The sequence below is a fragment of the Deinococcus marmoris genome, from assembly GCF_001949125.1.
In the GTDB taxonomy this organism is placed as follows: domain Bacteria; phylum Deinococcota; class Deinococci; order Deinococcales; family Deinococcaceae; genus Deinococcus; species Deinococcus marmoris_A.
Genome location: NZ_MSTI01000066.1, coordinates 140529 through 157477 on the forward strand (window position 1 = coordinate 140529; position 16949 = coordinate 157477).

The window sequence follows — 16949 nt, forward strand, 5'->3', positions numbered from 1 at the left end:
CGGGTTCCGGGCGTGGAGTGCGGGAATCGGCGCTGTCCCGATTTCTGCCGCGTTACAGACGGAACCCGTATGAGGTCCGCATGACCGGACGCTCTACGCATTTCCTCTGAGACCGGGCTGAACCACTGTTTATACTCGGTGTATGAACCCTGCAAGTGTCATGACGGAGAACCCACTGCTGAACGTGGGTTTCCGCGTTCCCTTCGATCAGATTAAACCCGAACACGCCGAGGCCGCCGTGGACCAGTTGCTCTCGGAGGCGGGTGAGCGCCTGGAGCGCCTCGCGAAGTCCGGCGAGCGCGGGTTTCAGGGCTTCATGGCCGATCTGGACACCCTGACCGAGCAGCTCGGCACCGTGACCACCATCGTTCACCATCTGGACGCCGTGGTCAGCAGCCCCGAATGGACGGCGGCCAAGCAGGCGATCCTGCCCAAGACCAGCGAGTTCTACACCAACCTCAGCCTGCACCCTGGCCTGTGGGCGGCCCTCAAGGCGTTTGCCGCAACCGACGACGCCGCAGGGCTGGACCCGGTGCGCGCCCGGCACCTCAAACTGACCATCGACGACTTCAAGCGCGAGGGCGCGGACCTGGAGGGCGGCGACAAGGCCCGCCTGCTGGAGCTGAACACCCGGCTGGCCCGCGTGACCAGCGACTTCGGCAAGAACGTGCTGGACGCCACCGCCGCCTACGAGCTGTACGTGGACGCCGGGCGTTTGAAGGGGGTGCCCCAGCGCGTGCAGGACGCCACCCGCGAGGACGCCCAGGAACGCGGTAAGGAGGGCCACCGCCTGACCCTGCACCAGCCGATCACCACGCCCCTGATGACCTACGCCGATGACCGCGAACTGCGCCAGGAGATCTGGGAAGCGCAGCAGCAGGTGGGCAAGCAGGACGGACGCGACAACCGCCCGCTGGTGCGCGAGATTCTGGAGTTGCGCCGTGAGAAGGCCGGGCTGCTGGGCTTCGCCAACTTCGCCGACTACGTGTTGCAGGACCGGATGGCCGGCGGCGGCGAGACGGCCCTGAACTTCGAGCGTGATCTGGAGACCCGCACCCGCCCCGCCTACGAGCGCGAGAACGACGAGTTAGAGGCGTATCACCGCCAGCACGCCGGAGCCGACGCGCCCGCCCTGGCTGCCTGGGACGTCACCTACTGGGCCGAGAAGCAGCGTCAGGCCCAGTACGATTTCGACGAGGAAGCCCTGCGCCCCTACTTCCCCCTCGACAACGTGCTGTCCGGCCTGTTCGAGATCACCCGCCGCGTGTTCGGCGCATCCGTCAAGGAAGCGCAGGCTCCCGGCTGGCACCCCGAAGTGCGTTATTACGACATCCAGGACGAGAACGGCACGCACGTCGCGTCCTTTTACACTGACTGGTTCCCCCGTGACACCAAGCGCGCCGGAGCGTGGATGAACGGCTTCATCACCGGCGGTCCCCGCCAGGACGGCGTTGATCCCCACTTGGGCCTGATGTGCGGCAACATGACCCCTCCCGGCAAGGACACGCCCGCGCTGCTGTCGATCCGTGAGGTGGAAACGGTGTTCCACGAGTTCGGCCACCTGCTGCACCACGCGCTGTCCACCGTGCCGATCAAGTCGCTGAGCGGGACCAGCGTCGCGTGGGACTTCGTGGAACTGCCCAGCCAGATCATGGAAAATTGGGTGATGGAACGCGACGCGCTGGACCTGTTCGCCCGCCATTACCAGACGGGCGAGGCGCTGCCGCAGGACCTCTTCGACAAGATGGTGGCCGCCCGCAACTACCGCGCCGCCAATACCTCCATGCGCCAGTATTCCTTCGGCGCAACCGATCTGATGCTGCATGTCGAGTACGACCCGGCCAGTGACGCGGACCCGGTGGCGGTGGCCCGCGACAGCATGGCCCGCTTCGTGCCGTACCCATTGCCCCAGGACTACTCGATGGTAGCGGCCTTCAACCACCTGTTCAGCAGCCCGGTGGGTTACGGCGCGGGCTATTACAGCTACAAATGGGCCGAGGTGTTGGACGCCGACGCCTTCTCGCGCTTTGCCAGCGAGGGCATCTTCAACCGCGATACGGGCCGCGCCTTCGTGGACAGTGTGCTGAGCCGGGGCGGCAGCGAGGATCCCGCCCAGCTCTACCGCGAATTCATGGGCCGTGACCCGGATGCGGACGCCCTGTTGCGCCGCAGCGGTCTGCTGCCCGCGTAAATTCCGCATCTGGCAACCCGGCTCCCGGTTTCAAGGGTGAGCCGGGTTGCCTTTGCGTTATTCTGCGCCGATGGTCAAACGTGCCCTGCTGCTCGCCTGCGCCCTGCTGTCCTCCTGCGCCATTCCTGCCGTTCAGGCCCAGGCCCAGGCTACCCCAGAAGCGCAACTTCTGGCGCGGCTGAACGAAATCAGGACGCAGGGCGTGAGCTGCCCCGGCAGTGGGCGCAGACCTGTGGCCCGCGCTTTGAGCATCAGCGCACCCCATGCCCAGGCCGCCCGCCTTCAGGCCGGATACATGACTACTTCCGGGCGCATCACGCACACCGGGCAGAATGGCAGCACGCCCCGCATCCGCGCCGCCAGCACAGGGGTCAATGCCACCAGCGTCACCGAAATCGTATACATGGGGACTGGCCTCGACACCGAACAGGCCATGCGCTGGTGGCTGGGCAGCGCCACCCACTGCTACTGGATGACCGAGGGGCGTTACACCCACGCCGGGGCCAGTGTGGTGCGGGGACCACGCGGCACGGCCTACGTGATCGTGCTGAGCAGCCAGCCCAGATAGCCGATTCATACGGATTCCGTCTGTAACGAGGCGGAAATCTGGACAGCCCCGCTTCCTACACTCCACGCCCGGAAGCCGTTTTTCTCCTGCTCACGCTTGTTATCACCAGACGCCGATGACTGGCACAGCTCGGAGAGAGGACGCTCTTCCTCTACGCCGCAGCTCTGCGAGTCCTGTTCGGATTGCCAAATGCTTCCAACCCCTTTCAATCGGAGTCCTTAACAGAGTTCGTCAGGCCCGCGCGTCGATCTGCTGGATGGCCCAGCCGTTTCCATCCGGGTCTTTGAAGAAAATGAAACCAGCGAAGTTCAGGGCATCTTCGTCTGTGGCGGGGCGCGCACCTGCTGCGCCCATCACCTGAACCGGGCCGACCTCCACGCCACGCTCTAAAAGTTGTGCGTGGGCGGCGCGCAGATCACTGACCACCAGTTGCAAGCCCTGGAGCGAACCGGGTTCCATTCTTGCCAGCCCCGTTCCGATCACGATGGAGCAGCCCGAACCCGGCGGCGTCAGTTGCACGATGCGCCGCGTTTCGCCCATACGGGTGTCGTGGTCCACCTTGAAGCCCAGCCCGTCCTCGTAGAAGGCGCGGGCGCGATCAACATCAGTCACGGGAACGACGATGACTTCCAGGGTCCAGTTCATTTGATCTCCTGTGGTGGCGCAAACGTTAGTCCAGACTCCGCCAGAACCGTGAGTAGTGGCCCCAGCGCCTTCTTCTCTGATCGGAGGCGCACCCCAGGCTTCCTGCCAGCGCGTAGACACGCGGTCACGTCTGGTGGAACTTCCAGGCCAGTGGCTGGGTGGCAGGACTGCCACCCTTATGCTGGACCATCGGTTCAGGCTGTGCTGCTCAGGCTTTCGCCGTCTGCCACACCACGCCCACCGCTTCCTCCACACTCTTGACGCCTGTGTGTCCAGCCAGCCCCGGTGGAACGATCAGGCGTTTGTACCCGGCGCGGGCTGCTTCCTCGGCGCGGCGCTGGGAGGCCACCGTGCTGCGGACCTCTCCGGCCAGCCCCACTTCACCGAACACCGCTACATTCGCGGGCAGGGCGCGGCCCACCACGGCGCTGTAGACCGCCAGGGCCACGGCCAGATCCAGGCCCGGATCGGGAACCTTCAGGCCGCCTGCCAGATTCACGTAGATGTCCAGACCGCCCAGGGTCAGGTCCAGGCGGCGCTCCAGCACAGCCAGCACCACATCCACCCGGCGCGGGTCCAGACCCACCACCACGCGGCGGGCGTTGGGATACGGCGTCTTGCTGGCCAGCGCCTGCACTTCCAGCAGCATGGGGCGCTGGCCGTCTACGGTGGCGGCCACCACGCTGCCGGGCACGCCCACTGGACGCTCGGCCAGGAAGGCGGCGCTGGGATTTTCCACGGCGATCAACCCCTCGCCGCGCATCTCGAAGACGCCCAGTTCCCCCGCCTGCCCGAAGCGGTTCTTGACACTCCGCAGCAAGCGGAAAGCCCCCACAGTCTCCAGAAACACCGTGGTGTCCACGATATGTTCCATCACCTTCGGCCCGGCCACGGTGCCGTCCTTGGTGACGTGCCCCACCAGCACGGTGGCCGTGCCCGTTTCCTTGGCCGCGCGCGTGAGCATTGAGGTGCCGTCGCGGACCTGCGCCACGCCGCCGGGCGCGCCCTCGCCCTCCACGGTCACGGTCTGGATGCTGTCCACGATGCACAGCACGGGGCGGTGTTCGTTCATCAGGGCGGCGATGTGTTCGGCGCGGGTGTCACGCGTGAGCTGGATGTCGGCGGTCACGCCCAGACGGTCTGCCCGCAAGCGGATCTGCTCCAGCGATTCCTCGCCCGCCACGTACAGCACGGTGCCGCCCGCCCGCGCCACGCTGTCGGCCACCTGAAGCAGCAGCGTACTCTTGCCGATGCCCGGCTCGCCGCCGATCAGGGTGACGCCCCCGGCCACCAGCCCGCCGCCCAGCACCCGGTCCAGTTCCAGAATGCCCGACGAGGTGCGTGGTTCCTCGCGCCGCCCCACGGTGGACAGCGGCGTGAGCTTTCCGCCGGAAATACCGCCGTAGCCGCCCGCTCCGCCGCCGCGCGCCTTGCCGCCCGTGACGCTGGGTACTTCCTCCTCGAAGGAGTTCCATGCCTGACAGTTCGGGCAGCGGCCCAGCGGTTTGGCCGAGGTGTAGCCGCAACTGTTGCAGACGTATTTGGTGGTGACCCTAGCCATACTGGAGTTCAGCCACTCTTGCTGACGCTGATCTCTGGCGTGCCGGACGATTCGGAGGTCTCCGCGCTCACGCCGGGCCGCCCGTCCGCGCGCCAGTACGCGCCATCGGCGGTGGCCAGATATTCGCTGTCCAGCAGTTCGGTCAGCAGGACCGAGGGGTCTTCCAGGGTGCTGTGGTCGGCCAGGACGCGTTCCACCTGTCCCTGGTTGTACGACACGCCCGGCTCGAACAGGCCAGTCAGGTAATCCAGAATGGCCATCTGATGGACGCGGCGACGTTTGCTGGGCCAGGCGATGATGCGTCCGTGGTCGTCCTGAAAGTCGGAGATGCTTTTCGTCATGGGAGACATGCTAACCGCTGGGGGCAGGCGGCAGCGGGCAGGGAGCCACAAATCGGCAGGGGCGCTCTACAACAGCGAGGGCTTCAGGCAATCCACGTATACGCTGCCCAGCAGCAGCAGCAGGCCAAAAACGATCAGGACACTGATGGTGATTCGCTGGGCGAGCCTGCGCTGAAGGCCGAAGCCCAGCGAGGCGATACAGACGGTCCAGGCCGCGCCGACGAGCAGGTGTTCACGGCCCCCGGCCAGCGCAGATGTTTTCAGGCACATGACGAAATCCAAGGGGAACAGTCCTTTGAGGGCCGGGCAACTCGCCTTCGTTCCCACTCTGCCGCACACCGTCTGGCAGGACTCTTTCGGCGGGTTGGATCAAGATGATGGGCGGGGTGAGAAGGGCGGGAACAAAAAAGCCCTCTCCACTGGGGAGAGGGACAAGGGAGAAATTTCTGGTCAGGCCAGGATCTGTGGTGGGGCCGTCGTTCCGCGCTCGAATTGCAGGCCCGCATCGGTCAGGACCACGCGCACCTGATCGCCGTCGCGGCTGATCAGTTCCAGGGACAGCGGGTCCTCGATTTCCTCGCGCACCAGCGTTCGCAACTGGCGGGAACTGCCCACCGCGTGCTTGGGGCTGCGGGCCTTGAGCTTGCCCACCAGCCACGAGGCAATCGCCGGATCGAAGGTGACGTTCAGCTCGCGGCTGGCCAGTTCCTCGGTCATCTCGCCCATCAGTTGCTGGGCCACGCGCACCAGTTCCGGCTCGCCCAGCGGCTTGAAGCGGATCACGTCGTCCAGGCGGTCCAGGAACTCTGGTGTAAAGATCTGACGCAGCGGCGCGTTGTTGTCCGGCGTCACCGGGCTGAAGCCGACGGTGGGGCCGACGTTGAACCCGGTGTTGCTGGTCATGATGATGATGGTGCGCCGGAAATCCACCGCGCGGCCCAGGCCATCGGTCAGGCGGCCATCGTCCAGCACCTGCAAGAAGGTGTTGTACACGTCCGGGTGCGCCTTCTCGATCTCATCCAGCAGGATCACGCTGAACGGCTGACGGCGCACCGCCTCGGTCAGGCGTCCGCCCTGCTCGTAACCCACGTAGCCGGGAGGAGAGCCGATCAGCTTGCTGATGCTGTGGCTTTCCTGGAACTCGGACATGTCCACCCGGATCAGCGAGCGCTCGGAGTGGAACAGGCTGCGGGACAGGGCGCGGGCCAGGTGCGTCTTGCCCACGCCGCTGGGGCCGACGAACAGAAAGCTGGCCGCCACGCGGGTGCGTCCGCCCAGGCCCACGCGGGCGCGGCGCAGCGCGGAGCTGAGGGCCTTGATGGCGTCCGGCTGGCCGTAGACCTGATCTTCCAGGCTGGCCTCCAGATCGCCGAGTTGTTCGGCAGTCTCCTCGCTGTAAATCCCGCCCATCGAGTTGATGACGCTCTCGATGTCCTCGCGGGTCACGTAGGGTTCGCCGTCCTCGTTCTCGGCCACCGGCAGATCGATGCTCATGTTCAGGCGCACGCGGCTGGCGGCCTCGTCGATCAGGTCGATGGCCTTGTCGGGAAAGTTGCGCCCCGGTAGGCTGCGCTCGCCGATGCGGACGGCCAGTTCCAGAGCGGCATCAGGAATCTGCACGCCGTGGTGTTCCTCGTACTTGGGACGCAGGCCACGCAGAATCTGCAATGTTTCGGCGGGGCTGGGTTCCAGCACGATCACAGGCTGGAAACGGCGTTCCAGAGCGGCATCTTTTTCGATGTAGCGGTGATACTCGCCCGTCGTCGTCGCGCCGATCACCTGAATCTCGCCCCGGCTGAGCGCTGGCTTGAGGATATTGGCTGCGTCCAGCGTGCCTTCCGCACCGCCCGCGCCCACCAGGGTATGCAGTTCGTCGATAAAGGCCATCACCTTGGCGTTCCGTAACTCCTCGATGATCTGGCGCAGGCGTTCCTCGAACTCGCCCCGGTATTTGGTGCCCGCCACCACGCCGGACAGGTCCAGGCTGATCAGGCGGATGCCGTGCAGGTTGGGTGGCGTGCGCTTCTCGACGATGGCGAGGGCCAGCCCCTCCACGATGGCGGTCTTGCCCACGCCGGGATCACCGATCAGGACCGGGTTGTTCTTGGTGCGGCGGGTCAGGATCTGGGTCACGCGGCGGATTTCCTCGCTGCGCCCGATCACCGGGTCCAGCTTGCCCTCGCGCGCCCACTTGGTCAGGTCACGGCCATACTCGTCCAGAAAGGGGGTCGCCACGGGCTTGGCAGGCTTGCCGCCGCCGTTCTCGCCCTGCGCCAGGATGCGCCAGCGGATGGTATCCACATCCTTGGTCAGCTCCTGCAAGATGCGGAAGGCCACGCCGTCGCCCTCGCGGATGATGCCCAGCAGAATGTGTTCGGTGCTGGTCACCTGTGCGCCCAGACTGCGGGCCTCAGAACTGGCGAGTTCCATCACCCGGCGGGCGCGCGGCGTGATGCTGGGGGCGTCGTTCAGGCGGTTGCCCTCGCCGCGCCCGATGATTTCCTCGACGCGGCGGCGCAGGCCGTCTAGGCTGGCCCCGAATTCGGTCAGGATGGTGGCGGCGGTGCCGCCCTCGCGCATCAGGCCCAGCAGCAGGTGTTCGGGGCCGACCATCGCGTGGCCCAGGCGGTTGCCTTCCTCGCGAGCATAGTGGAACACGAGTCGGGCGCGGTCATCGTATCTGTTCATGGAAGACCCCCAGGGGGCGAAATCGCACATGCGCGCGTGGCTCGTTCAGAACGCAGAAAGCGGTGGAGGGTACTGGAGTCGGGTGGACTGATGGGGTGGACGGTTGGAGTGGATGGACCGTCCCGAGTTTAGAGTATCCGTGGTGCGCCAGACGCGCCTAAACTTACGTTCTTGCCCCCCTGTACTGTAAGCCTTCCCACCTGACGGCCTTCTTTCGTGCCCCAATAGCCAGCTTTGGCCCCCAGATCGTCAGTCGCCCGTTACCCTGGGCGGCATGACCGACACTGAACACGGTGCCCCCGCAGAACAGCCCGAAGGCCGCGCCAGGAGGACCGTTTTCGGCTCCCAGCATGACCGCATCATGGAACGGTTGCAGGGGCTGGACGCCGATCTGGCCGCCCACATCCAGAATTTTGCCTACGACACCGTCTACGACAGCTCGGCGCTGGACCTGAAAACCCAGGAGCTGATCGCCTGCGCCCTGCTGGTCTCGCTGGGTAGCCCGCCGGAACTGCGGACCCACCTGCGCGGCGCACTGAACGCCGGGGCGACAGAGGCCGAGGTGCGTGGCGCGCTGATGATGTGCGTGCCGTATCTGGGATTCCCGCGCACGGTGGCGGGTTTTGAGGTATTGAAGACCTCTCTGGACGCTCAGGAGAGAAACCAGAAGAAAGACAAGGAAAAGGGGTGAACGGGCCGCAGCCTGTCCACCCCTCAGATTGACCTGCTTTAGAACATGTACTTGACGCCCAGGCGGGCCTTGAAGTTGGTGCCGGGGCGCACGAAGCGGTTGTCGAAGGTGCTGTAGCTGCCGTCGGCGGTGGGAATGGAGTCACCCTTGCTGGTGTTGATCGTGGACTTGAAGAAGTAATCCGCGCCCAGATCGCCCACCAGGCTCAGGTTGCCGGTCAGGGCGTAGCTGGCCATCGCGCCTGCACCCAGACCGAACGAGTTGCTGGAATAGGTGGTGCTGCCACCCGACGTGCCGTAGTCCTCGGTGCCCTTGAACATGCCGTAGCGCGCGCCGCCGTAGACCATCGTGTCGATGCCGGGGGCCACCTCGCCCAGGCCGTAGGTGCCGTCCACGGAAATCACGGTCTGGCTGCCGTATTCCGAAGCGCCCAGGCCGCCCTCGGAAATGGGCTTCTTGGCGTCGGCGAAGCTGCCCAGCACATTGGTAGACGAGTCGTTGATCGAGTCGCGGGGACGGGTGTAGGCCACGCCCACCTTGACGCCCACGGGGCCGATCACGTTGGGAGCATGCACGAACACTTCGCCGCTCAGGCCGCCCGCGTACCCGCCGGTCAGGCCGAGTTCGATGTTGTTCCGGGTGATGGTGTTGGTGACGGCAGTGGTCACGCTGTTGAGGGTCTGTGCGCCAGCCGTCGCGGCGGCAGCAAGAATGGTCAGGGAAATCAGCTTCTTCATGACTGTCAGCCTCGGCCCCCAACATGAGAACGCCTCATGAAACGGTTGACGACAGATTTAAGAAGTGGAGAAAGCGGGGGTGTTCCCGGCGCAGGAACGCCCCGGCGTGCTGCCGATTCAAGATTCTGTGTAGCTTCTCTGTACCTTTTCCCCACCCAGCCAGCGCCGCTCTGCTTCAGAATGAAGGCCCTCAAGCCGTATCCTCCTAATGACAGAGATGCTGCTAAACTTGGACCGAGTTTAATTTTATTGCTGGGCGCGCATCACGAATCGCCCCCACACCCACACCCTGGAGGTTGCATGAAAATTTTGACCCTTGTAAGACAGGTGCCCGACGCCGAGGCGCGCGTGAAAGTCAGCGGTGACCGCGTCGATCTGGACGGCACCACGCTGGTGATCGACGGTATGGACGAGTACGGCGTGGAGGAAGCCCTGCGTCTGCGCGAAAGTGCAAACGTGGAAGAAATCGTGGCGCTGGCGATTGGTCCTAAGAAGGTGGAAGACGCCCTGCGGACGGCGCTGGCGATGGGCGTGGACCGCGCCATTCACATCGAGACCGACGAGAGATACGACGCCGTGGCCCTGAGCAAAATCGTGGCGCAGGTGGCGCAAAGTGAAGGCACGGACCTGATTCTGCTGGGCGGCCAGGAAGCCGACTGGGATTCTCAGGCTCTGGGAGCCGCCAGTGCCGAACGCCTGGGCTGGCCTCAACTGACCTGGACCAACGAGCTGAAGGTGGAAGGCGACACCCTGACCGGACGCCACGATGTGGACGACGGCAACGAGGGCTTTAAAGTCAGCCTGCCCGCCGTGGTGACCGCGCAGCAGGGCCTGAACGAGCCGCGCTATCCCACGCTGCCCAACATCATGAAGGCCAAGAAGAAGGAACTCCGCAAGGATGACCTGGGCAGCTATGACGCGCAGCCGTCCGTGAAATACCTGAGCGCAGAAATCCAGACCCGCGCCCGCCTGAACAAGATGATCGACGGCAAGGACCCGCAGGCCGCCGCCGAACAACTCCTCGACCTCCTGCGAAACGAAGCGAAGGTGCTGGCATGATTTTAGTCGTTGCTGAACACACGGGCGGGAAACTCGCCAAGGCCACCCTGGAAATGGTCACCGCCGCCCGTGACAGTGGCCGTGAAGGACCGATCACGCTGCTGGTGCTGGGCGAAGGCGTGGCCGGGGTTGCCACCGAGGCCGCCGCCGTGGCCGATCAGGTGCTGGTGGGCGATCTGCCTGCACTGGCGCAGTACAACCCCGAAGTCTGGGCCGCCGCCGTGGCGCAGATTGCCAAAGAGGGCGAGGCCAGCACCGTGTTGATCGGGGGCAGCCGTTCGGGCCGCGAGTACGCGCCAAGGGTGGCGGTTAAGCTGGACGCGCCATATCTGGAGGACGTGATCAAGCTGACGGCCAGCGGCGAGGCGCTTCAGGCCCAGCGGTACACCTTCCTCGCCCGCGTGACCGAGACGGTGGAGGCCAGCGGGCCAGTCATCGTGGCTTCCGTCAAGCCCGGCGGCTTTGCTCCGGCAGCAGCGGCAAGCGCGGCGGGTGAGCAATACGACATCGAGCTGGAGCTGCCCACCCCCCGCACGGAAATCACCGGCAAGAACGTGGAAAAAACCAGCCGCGTGGCCCTCTCGGAAGCCGAGGTCATCGTGACTGGCGGGCGCGGTGTAGGCAGCCCCGAGAACTTCGCGCAGTACGTGGAAGGTCTGGCCGACAACATCGGCGCGGGCGTGGGCGCGACGCGGGCCGTGGTGGACGCGGGCTGGCGGCCCTATGCCGAGCAGGTGGGCCAGACCGGCAAGACCGTGCAGCCCAAGGCATACATCGCGCTGGGCGTGAGCGGCGCGGTGCAGCACCTGTCGGGCATGGGCAAGAGCAAGAACATCATAGCCATCAACAAGGACGCCGAAGCGCCGATCTTCAAGGTGGCCGACTACGGCATCGTGGGCGACGTGAACCTGATCGTCCCGGCGTTGATTGCTGCCAGCAAGAAGTAGGTAAACCCACCACAGGAGGCGGAGAGGCGTGGCTTCTCCGCTTTTTTCGTTGTCTGCGTGGGAGATCAGGGGCGGTTTGTCCCCGATATTTCCCAGCACTTTCCGCCTCCCTGATCTTCGGCGTCCAGACCAGAGAGGCGGACGAGCAATGTTCAGCCCAGCGTCACGACACTCCAGTCTTGGCGTCCGTGTTCTTCAGGATTTTATAGATGAGGCGTTCCACGGCCAGTTCAGGCAGATGCAGACTGGGCGACGCTGTGCTGGGCCACGAACTGCGCAGCTTCCTGCGGATCGCCCAGCCACGGGAAGAACTGCGGTGGGTGGTTAAACGCGTTGACGAAGGCGTGCGCCACGCCGGGCCGGGTCTGCGCCGCGCCCAGCACGTCCAGCACATGCGGCGGCGGCGGCCCCAGCAGGGCGTTGGTCCAGTCGGTGACGAAGCGGGCATAGCTCCAGTACTCGTCGAAGGTGCCGGTCATCCACGCGCGGTCAAAGGGCCGGTCCCCGTGCCACAGGATGCGTTCCAGGTAAATTGCCGCCGCCTTGGCCGCGCTGCCTGCGCCCTGGCCGGTCAGTGGATCGTTGAGGACCAGCGTATCGCCCAGGCCCAGCACCTCGCGTCCCGACGGCAGCGTGGCGACGGGGCGACGGACTCCTGGCGTGACCCGGCCCGTCAGGGTGGCCTGTGCGTCGGTCAATTCGGCGTGCTGGACACGCCCGTATTCCCACGGAAGGAACTGGCGCAACAGGTCTTTCATCAGGGCCAGATGCTGCTGAGGACCACTGACCCCCGCGAACACGTCCAGCGGGCCGCCGGGAACCGCCTCGATCAGCACGTTCTCGTACGGCTGGGTGCCGCCGTTTTCAGCGACGGTCAGGCCCGGCAGCAAAAACACCTCGCCCACGCCCGGAATCAGGTTGAAGCTGACGGCGCTGTGGTCTGGCCGGGGCGCGACATTCTTCAGGTAAGCCAGGGCCAGATGCCGCTGGGGGGCGCTGTACGGGCTGCGTTCGACGTCGCGCTCAAACAGTTGGCCCAGCTCACCCTTGCCAGCGGCGATCAGTGTCAGATCGTGGGCACTGCTCAGGCGCTCGGCGGTCTGGATATCGGCGTTTTCCAGCATGACATGGCCGCCTCTGGACTGAAATTCCCGCAGCCAGCCTGCGAATTTTAGCCGTTGATCAACGCTGTAGGCGGGCCTGTCCAGCCGCGCGGAAAAGGCCAGCGCCTTTTGCCCCGGCAGTTCGGGATGCGGCACGCTCAGGGCGATGCCCTCGATGGGTGGGCAGGCAGCCTCCCAGAAGTTCAGTCCCTGCTGCCGCTCGGTGGTGCAGGCGTCATGAAAGAGGGCCTGCGTACTCATGATCCGCCCGGCCAGGAGCTGTTCGGGCGTGCGGTCTGAAACCAGCGTGACCCCGTAGCCGCTCGCCTGTAACCCCAGCGCAAGCTGCAAGCCTGCCTGTCCTGCACCGATAATTGCTACATCACGCATTGCCGTGTCCTCCAGATGAATGGGGATGGGAGCGAGGCCGGGCCACACCAGTAAGCCGTACAGGCAGGGCCGCCTCAGCCGGAAAGGGCCAGCGTTCCAGGGGCAGTGGGGGGAGCAGCGTTGAAGTCCGTCGCCGTCTGGAATGCCTGACCACCTGACCAACCCGGTGGCGAGCGAGGCATCTGTGGGCAAATCCCTCTGGAACTGCCCAGAGCTTAGAAGGGGGCCGTGACATGGCCGTGACGGGTGGGCAGCCGCCCCATAAAGTGTGACTGAGACAGGTTTTTCAAGCCTTAGCACAAGCACCCGACTGATTTTCTTAAAAAGCTCTCATTTCCTGATCGCGCAGGAAATCTTCCCAGGTGTCGGGCAATTTCTCGCCCAGCAAGGTGCAGCGCTGGCGTACCTCGGCGTACAGCGAGAGGAGGGCCATGATCTCGCCGCTCTCGCGCAGCGTGCGCAGACTCAGGGCCAGCGCCGCCCAGTCGAAGGGATCGGTGTCCAGCAGGATGCGGCCCAGCCGGGCAGCCTCGCGCGGATCATGGGGTTCTGCCGCGTAAGCCGCGCTCCGCAGGCCGTAGACCAGCACGTCGCGGGCGCTGGACAGTTCGCCCTCGAAATCGGCCAGATACGCGCCGCGCCACAGCTTCGGGTCAGGGGTATTCAGAAAGTCTTCGGCGTCGCTGCCCATGTTGCCCAGGGCGTAGCCGCCGCCCGCGCCCAGCCCGGTTTCGCGGCGCAGCACACTGTCTGCTCCCAGCGCCGCGCGCAGACGGCGAACCTGCTGGCGCAGCCGCGCGCCGGAACGTTCAGGATTGTCGTCGGGATAGAGCGCTTCGAGCAGTTCGTCCTGTGCCACCCCTGAGCGCCCGGCCAGCCGCGCTTCCAGCAGCCGCACCAGCACGCGCAGGCCGCCGGGTGAACGCAGGGGGAGCGGCTGCCCGTCACGGGTCACGTTCACCTCGCCCAGTACCTCCAGGCGCAGGGACGCCGGGGCGATTTCGGGCGCGGCCTCTTCCGGCTCAATCGGCGGAAAGTAGCTCAGGGCAGTGCGGGCAGAGCTGTGCAGTTCGTGCTGCCGGAAGAAAGCCAGCCGCGCCTCTGCGCTGGTCCGGTCTCCCCGCAGGCGATCTGCCTCCAGGCCGAAGCGCTCGGCGAAGGGCCTGTTTCCCAGGACTCTGGCCTGTTCACAGGCGTCGCCAAAAAGCTGCGCGGCGGCCTGCGGGTGGCCCTGACGTTCCTGCATGTGGCCGCGCGCGAACAGGTAAAACGGGCGAGTGGCGTGCTGGCCGCTGCGTTCCACCAGCGCCTGACCTTCCTCGATCAGCCGCTCGGCCCGCTGGAGGTCACCGTGAAGTGCCTCGGCCCGCGCCGCGACGCTCAGCACCCAGGTCAGCATGACCGTGTCGTGAACCTCATGGCCCAGCCGGACGGCCTGACGCGCGTGGCGCACGGCCATCAGGGCGTCGGGTGGCCTGGCCCACTCCAGATACAGGTGGATCAGGGACAGGTGGGTCAGGACCGTGTAGCGTGATGCCAGTTCGCCGCCCAGCAGCTCCAGCGCAGCCAGCAGCAGATCCTCGGCCTCCTCAAACTGTCCCAGGAGGATCAGGCATTCGGCCCGGTTCGCCTGGGTGCGGGCCATCAACCGGGGATCACCCCTGGTCTCGGCCAGGTGGACGGCCTCGGCGGCACCAGTGTCTGCGCCGCGCAGTTGCAAGGCCCAGCTCAGCACCTGGGTCTGTTCCAGCAGCAGTTCGATGCGCGCCGCCGTCAGTCCCGCCCCGGCGGTGATTTCCAGCGCCCCGGTCAGGGTGGCAAACATCTGCGGATCGGCCTGCGAGACCTGCGCCCGCACCAGCGCGTGCAAGAGCGCCACCCGCTCCGCCGCCGCCAGTGGCTGTTCCAGTGCAGCCCGGATCCCATCTGCCGCCGCCTGGAATTCACCCAGATGAACCCGTGCCAGGGCCACCGCCGTCTGGAGCTGTGGACGGCCCTCCAACTCGCCCGCATGGTCCTGCCAGACCTGCATGGCCCCGCTGTGATCGGCGGCGCTGACCCGCGTTTCCAGCACGGTGGCCCAGTAATCGGGCTGTCCCTTAATCACGCCGGGGGCTTCCTCCAGCAGCCGCTCGGCCTCCTGCCCGCGCCCGGAGGAAGCCAGCAGCCGGGCACACAGGCCCAGCGCCTCGCCGTTGTGGGGATCAAGCTGCCACGCCTGTGTGGCGCGCGTCAGGGCACGCCCGGTGTGGAGGGGCTGAAGTGCCTGCGCCGCTGCCAGCGCAGCCTCTGCCCGCTCCCCGCTGGGAACGACGTCTACCAGGGCGTCCTGATGGTCGGCGGCGCGGACCGGGTCTCCCCGCGACTGGGCCGCCGTCAGCGCCCGCCGGAGCAGTGCGGCGGCCTTGGCCGCAGGCCACTCGGCCCAGGTCAGAAATTGCGCCGCCTGTTCCGGGGCGTCTTCCAGCGTCTCCACACACCGCCGGGCCAGATCACGCCGCAGGGAAGCAGGCAGTTCGCGCAGGGCCACTTCCCGGAACAGCGGGTGGGCGAACGTCCGGGCCGCGCGAATCCCGCTGGTCTGGGCCAGAATTCTGAGTGCCCGGATTGCCGCAAGGTCCAGCCCACTCAGGCTGGCTGCCAGTTCAGCTTCCAGCGGTTCATCCGGCAGGGCCATGTCCCACAGCGCCCACAGGCCCAGCAGCGCTTCCGCCCCAGTGCTGTGGGTCAGGCGCGCGAGATGATCGGCAATCAGGGCTTCCACGCTCAGCGGCAGGGTAGAGGCCGCAGGTTCGCGCCAGCGCCAGCGTCCGTCGGCAGCGTCCAGATACAGCGCACCAGTGCGGCCCAGATGCCGGAAAAATTCCAGCAGGAAAAGTGGGTTGCCGCGTCCCCGGTCCCCGATCCACTCCAGTGCAGCCTGGGGCAGCGGGCCGCCTGCCTGCGCTTCCAGCAGACTGGAACCTGTCAGCGCGTCCAGTGGGGTCAGGCGCTGTTCGGCAAACACGCCGGGCAGGGGCGTCCGGCTGCTGACCAGCAGGGCCACCCCCCGCGCGTGCGGCAGATGACGGGCCAGCGCGGTCCAGAATTCGGTGGCCCGTTCACTGCCCGCCACCTCATGGAAGTCTTCCGCCCAGACCAGCACGGGCGCGGCGTGACCCAGCAGGGTTCCCACGGCGGTGGCCAGCACGGTGGCGTCCGGTGACTGACCCGCCAGCGTGCGTTCCAGCGTCTGTCTGGCCCAGGCGGGCGCTCCCGGAGTATTCAGGCCGGGGGTGTTCGGGTTAGGGGTGTGCAGGAGGGCGCCAAAGTCGGTCTCGAAAGCGCGGGTATGCAGACTGAGTTTCAGCCCGCCCACCCCGGCCAGCACGCTCTGTCCCAGGTGGCTCTTGCCGATGCCCGGTTCACCCACCATAGCCAGCGCCAGACTGCCCCGGCGCGCGTGAACATGTTCCACCCGGTGAATCAGCGCTTGCACGAGGTCAGGGGCCATAACAACGTCTCCCGTTGGAAATGATGAGCAGTCTGGGGGGTTCGGAACACTGTATCGGTTCTCTCAGTGTGACATGACCCGGCATACAGATATTTACTTTTTTCTGCATTGCGGTGCGGGGCCAGCCTGCTCCGATATCTGGTGTCCAGGGATAGAGTGTCTGGGAACCGTCTGGGCCGCCCCGCGCTCCCGTCCGGTCTTCGGACCAGGCTTTTATCTCAAGCGAGTACAAAAAAAGATCGGGGCCGATCAGCATTGAGGTGTGAAACCAAAACCGATCAGCCCACTGCCCTTTCTAACTCAAATTCCAGACTGGCGCGATCCCAACCGCATTACTTATTCCTGGGATGCGCTCTGGGCGCTCATTCTCACGGGTCTACTCAGTGGCCCTGAGAACATCCTGGCGCTCGCTTCCTGGCTCTCTATGTACCGTGAGCCGCTGTGTCAGCGGCTCAGCTTGCCCGGTATCCCCCGCCAAGCCACGCTGTATCGCAACTCCCCGGAATCTTGATTTCGCTCTCGAACCGCTCCAACA

At 65.8% G+C, this 16949-nt stretch carries 14 protein-coding genes; 6 read left to right on the forward strand and 8 right to left on the reverse strand.

The genetic code is table 11. The annotated features are described in order from the left end of the window. The first annotated feature begins 142 nt into the window (after positions 1 to 142). Entirely contained in the window at positions 143 to 2191 is a 2049-nt protein-coding gene (locus tag BOO71_RS09985; protein WP_075831843.1) for a M3 family metallopeptidase, read from the forward strand. A 70-nt stretch (positions 2192 to 2261) separates the two neighbouring features. Then, a complete protein-coding gene (locus BOO71_RS09990) occupies positions 2262 to 2759 on the forward strand; it encodes a CAP domain-containing protein (RefSeq protein WP_075831845.1) in 498 nt (165 codons plus the stop codon). A gap of 231 nt (positions 2760 to 2990) precedes the next feature. Here BOO71_RS09990 and BOO71_RS09995 read toward each other — a convergent pair whose 3' ends face one another. The 5 genes from BOO71_RS09995 to BOO71_RS10015 form a co-directional block, all read right to left on the reverse strand. Beyond that, complete coding sequence (locus tag BOO71_RS09995; protein WP_075831847.1) at positions 2991 to 3404, reverse strand: VOC family protein; 414 nt, start codon at positions 3402 to 3404, stop codon at positions 2991 to 2993. A 208-nt stretch (positions 3405 to 3612) separates the two neighbouring features. Continuing rightward, complete coding sequence (radA, locus tag BOO71_RS10000) at positions 3613 to 4965, reverse strand: DNA repair protein RadA (protein ID WP_075831849.1); 1353 nt, start codon at positions 4963 to 4965, stop codon at positions 3613 to 3615. 8 nt (positions 4966 to 4973) lie between these two features. Further along, entirely contained in the window at positions 4974 to 5306 is a 333-nt protein-coding gene (locus BOO71_RS10005) for a DUF2087 domain-containing protein (protein ID WP_075831851.1), read from the reverse strand. A 66-nt stretch (positions 5307 to 5372) separates the two neighbouring features. After that, positions 5373 to 5576: a hypothetical protein gene (locus BOO71_RS10010; RefSeq protein ID WP_075831853.1), complete on the reverse strand. Its 204-nt coding sequence runs from the start codon at positions 5574 to 5576 to the stop codon at positions 5373 to 5375. Positions 5577 to 5756: 180 nt separating this feature from the next. Then, entirely contained in the window at positions 5757 to 7994 is a 2238-nt protein-coding gene (locus BOO71_RS10015) for an ATP-dependent Clp protease ATP-binding subunit (RefSeq protein WP_075831855.1), read from the reverse strand. Positions 7995 to 8268: 274 nt separating this feature from the next. Here BOO71_RS10015 and BOO71_RS10020 point away from each other — a divergent pair, with 274 nt between their 5' ends. Next, positions 8269 to 8685: a carboxymuconolactone decarboxylase family protein gene (locus BOO71_RS10020; RefSeq protein WP_075831857.1), complete on the forward strand. Its 417-nt coding sequence runs from the start codon at positions 8269 to 8271 to the stop codon at positions 8683 to 8685. Between the two features lie 38 nt (positions 8686 to 8723). Here BOO71_RS10020 and BOO71_RS10025 read toward each other — a convergent pair whose 3' ends face one another. After that, on the reverse strand, positions 8724 to 9422 hold the full coding sequence (locus tag BOO71_RS10025) for a hypothetical protein (protein ID WP_075831859.1): 699 nt from the start codon (positions 9420 to 9422) through the stop codon (positions 8724 to 8726). A 300-nt stretch (positions 9423 to 9722) separates the two neighbouring features. Here BOO71_RS10025 and BOO71_RS10030 point away from each other — a divergent pair, with 300 nt between their 5' ends. Together BOO71_RS10030 and BOO71_RS10035 are read left to right on the forward strand one after the other, a co-directional pair. Next, positions 9723 to 10481: an electron transfer flavoprotein subunit beta/FixA family protein gene (locus BOO71_RS10030; RefSeq protein WP_075831861.1), complete on the forward strand. Its 759-nt coding sequence runs from the start codon at positions 9723 to 9725 to the stop codon at positions 10479 to 10481. Then, complete coding sequence (locus BOO71_RS10035) at positions 10478 to 11428, forward strand: electron transfer flavoprotein subunit alpha/FixB family protein (protein WP_075831863.1); 951 nt, start codon at positions 10478 to 10480, stop codon at positions 11426 to 11428. Before BOO71_RS10030 ends, BOO71_RS10035 begins: the two co-directional genes overlap by 4 nt. A 230-nt stretch (positions 11429 to 11658) precedes the next feature. On the opposite strand, the gene BOO71_RS10040 is transcribed toward BOO71_RS10035, so the two are convergent. After that, complete coding sequence (locus tag BOO71_RS10040) at positions 11659 to 12921, reverse strand: styrene monooxygenase/indole monooxygenase family protein (RefSeq protein WP_075831864.1); 1263 nt, start codon at positions 12919 to 12921, stop codon at positions 11659 to 11661. Between the two features lie 319 nt (positions 12922 to 13240). Further along, the gene (locus BOO71_RS10045) at positions 13241 to 16414 is read right to left on the reverse strand and encodes a tetratricopeptide repeat protein (protein WP_075831866.1); all 3174 of its coding nucleotides are present in this window, start codon (positions 16412 to 16414) and stop codon (positions 13241 to 13243) included. A gap of 262 nt (positions 16415 to 16676) precedes the next feature. Between BOO71_RS10045 and BOO71_RS29180 the strand changes: the two genes are divergently transcribed. After that, positions 16677 to 16925 (forward strand): transposase family protein, encoded by a 249-nt coding sequence (locus tag BOO71_RS29180; RefSeq protein WP_075831868.1) that lies wholly within the window; start codon positions 16677 to 16679, stop codon positions 16923 to 16925. Positions 16926 to 16949: the final 24 nt, after the last annotated feature.

Excerpts from the sequence above, each read along its gene's own strand:
- BOO71_RS10035 (WP_075831863.1), top strand. The coding sequence starts at position 10,478 with ATGATTTTAGTCGTTGCTGAACACACGGGCGGGAAACTCGCCAAGGCC.
- BOO71_RS10025 (WP_075831859.1), bottom strand. The coding sequence starts at position 9,422 with ATGAAGAAGCTGATTTCCCTGACCATTCTTGCTGCCGCCGCGACGGCT.
- radA (WP_075831849.1), bottom strand. The coding sequence starts at position 4,965 with ATGGCTAGGGTCACCACCAAATACGTCTGCAACAGTTGCGGCTACACC.
- BOO71_RS09990 (WP_075831845.1), top strand. The coding sequence starts at position 2,262 with ATGGTCAAACGTGCCCTGCTGCTCGCCTGCGCCCTGCTGTCCTCCTGC.
- BOO71_RS09995 (WP_075831847.1), bottom strand. The coding sequence starts at position 3,404 with ATGAACTGGACCCTGGAAGTCATCGTCGTTCCCGTGACTGATGTTGAT.
- BOO71_RS10015 (WP_075831855.1), bottom strand. The coding sequence starts at position 7,994 with ATGAACAGATACGATGACCGCGCCCGACTCGTGTTCCACTATGCTCGC.
- BOO71_RS10040 (WP_075831864.1), bottom strand. The coding sequence starts at position 12,921 with ATGCGTGATGTAGCAATTATCGGTGCAGGACAGGCAGGCTTGCAGCTT.
- BOO71_RS10045 (WP_075831866.1), bottom strand. The coding sequence starts at position 16,414 with ATGGCCCCTGACCTCGTGCAAGCGCTGATTCACCGGGTGGAACATGTT.
- BOO71_RS10010 (WP_075831853.1), bottom strand. The coding sequence starts at position 5,576 with ATGTGCCTGAAAACATCTGCGCTGGCCGGGGGCCGTGAACACCTGCTC.
- BOO71_RS10005 (WP_075831851.1), bottom strand. The coding sequence starts at position 5,306 with ATGACGAAAAGCATCTCCGACTTTCAGGACGACCACGGACGCATCATC.
- BOO71_RS10020 (WP_075831857.1), top strand. The coding sequence starts at position 8,269 with ATGACCGACACTGAACACGGTGCCCCCGCAGAACAGCCCGAAGGCCGC.
- BOO71_RS09985 (WP_075831843.1), top strand. The coding sequence starts at position 143 with ATGAACCCTGCAAGTGTCATGACGGAGAACCCACTGCTGAACGTGGGT.
- BOO71_RS10030 (WP_075831861.1), top strand. The coding sequence starts at position 9,723 with ATGAAAATTTTGACCCTTGTAAGACAGGTGCCCGACGCCGAGGCGCGC.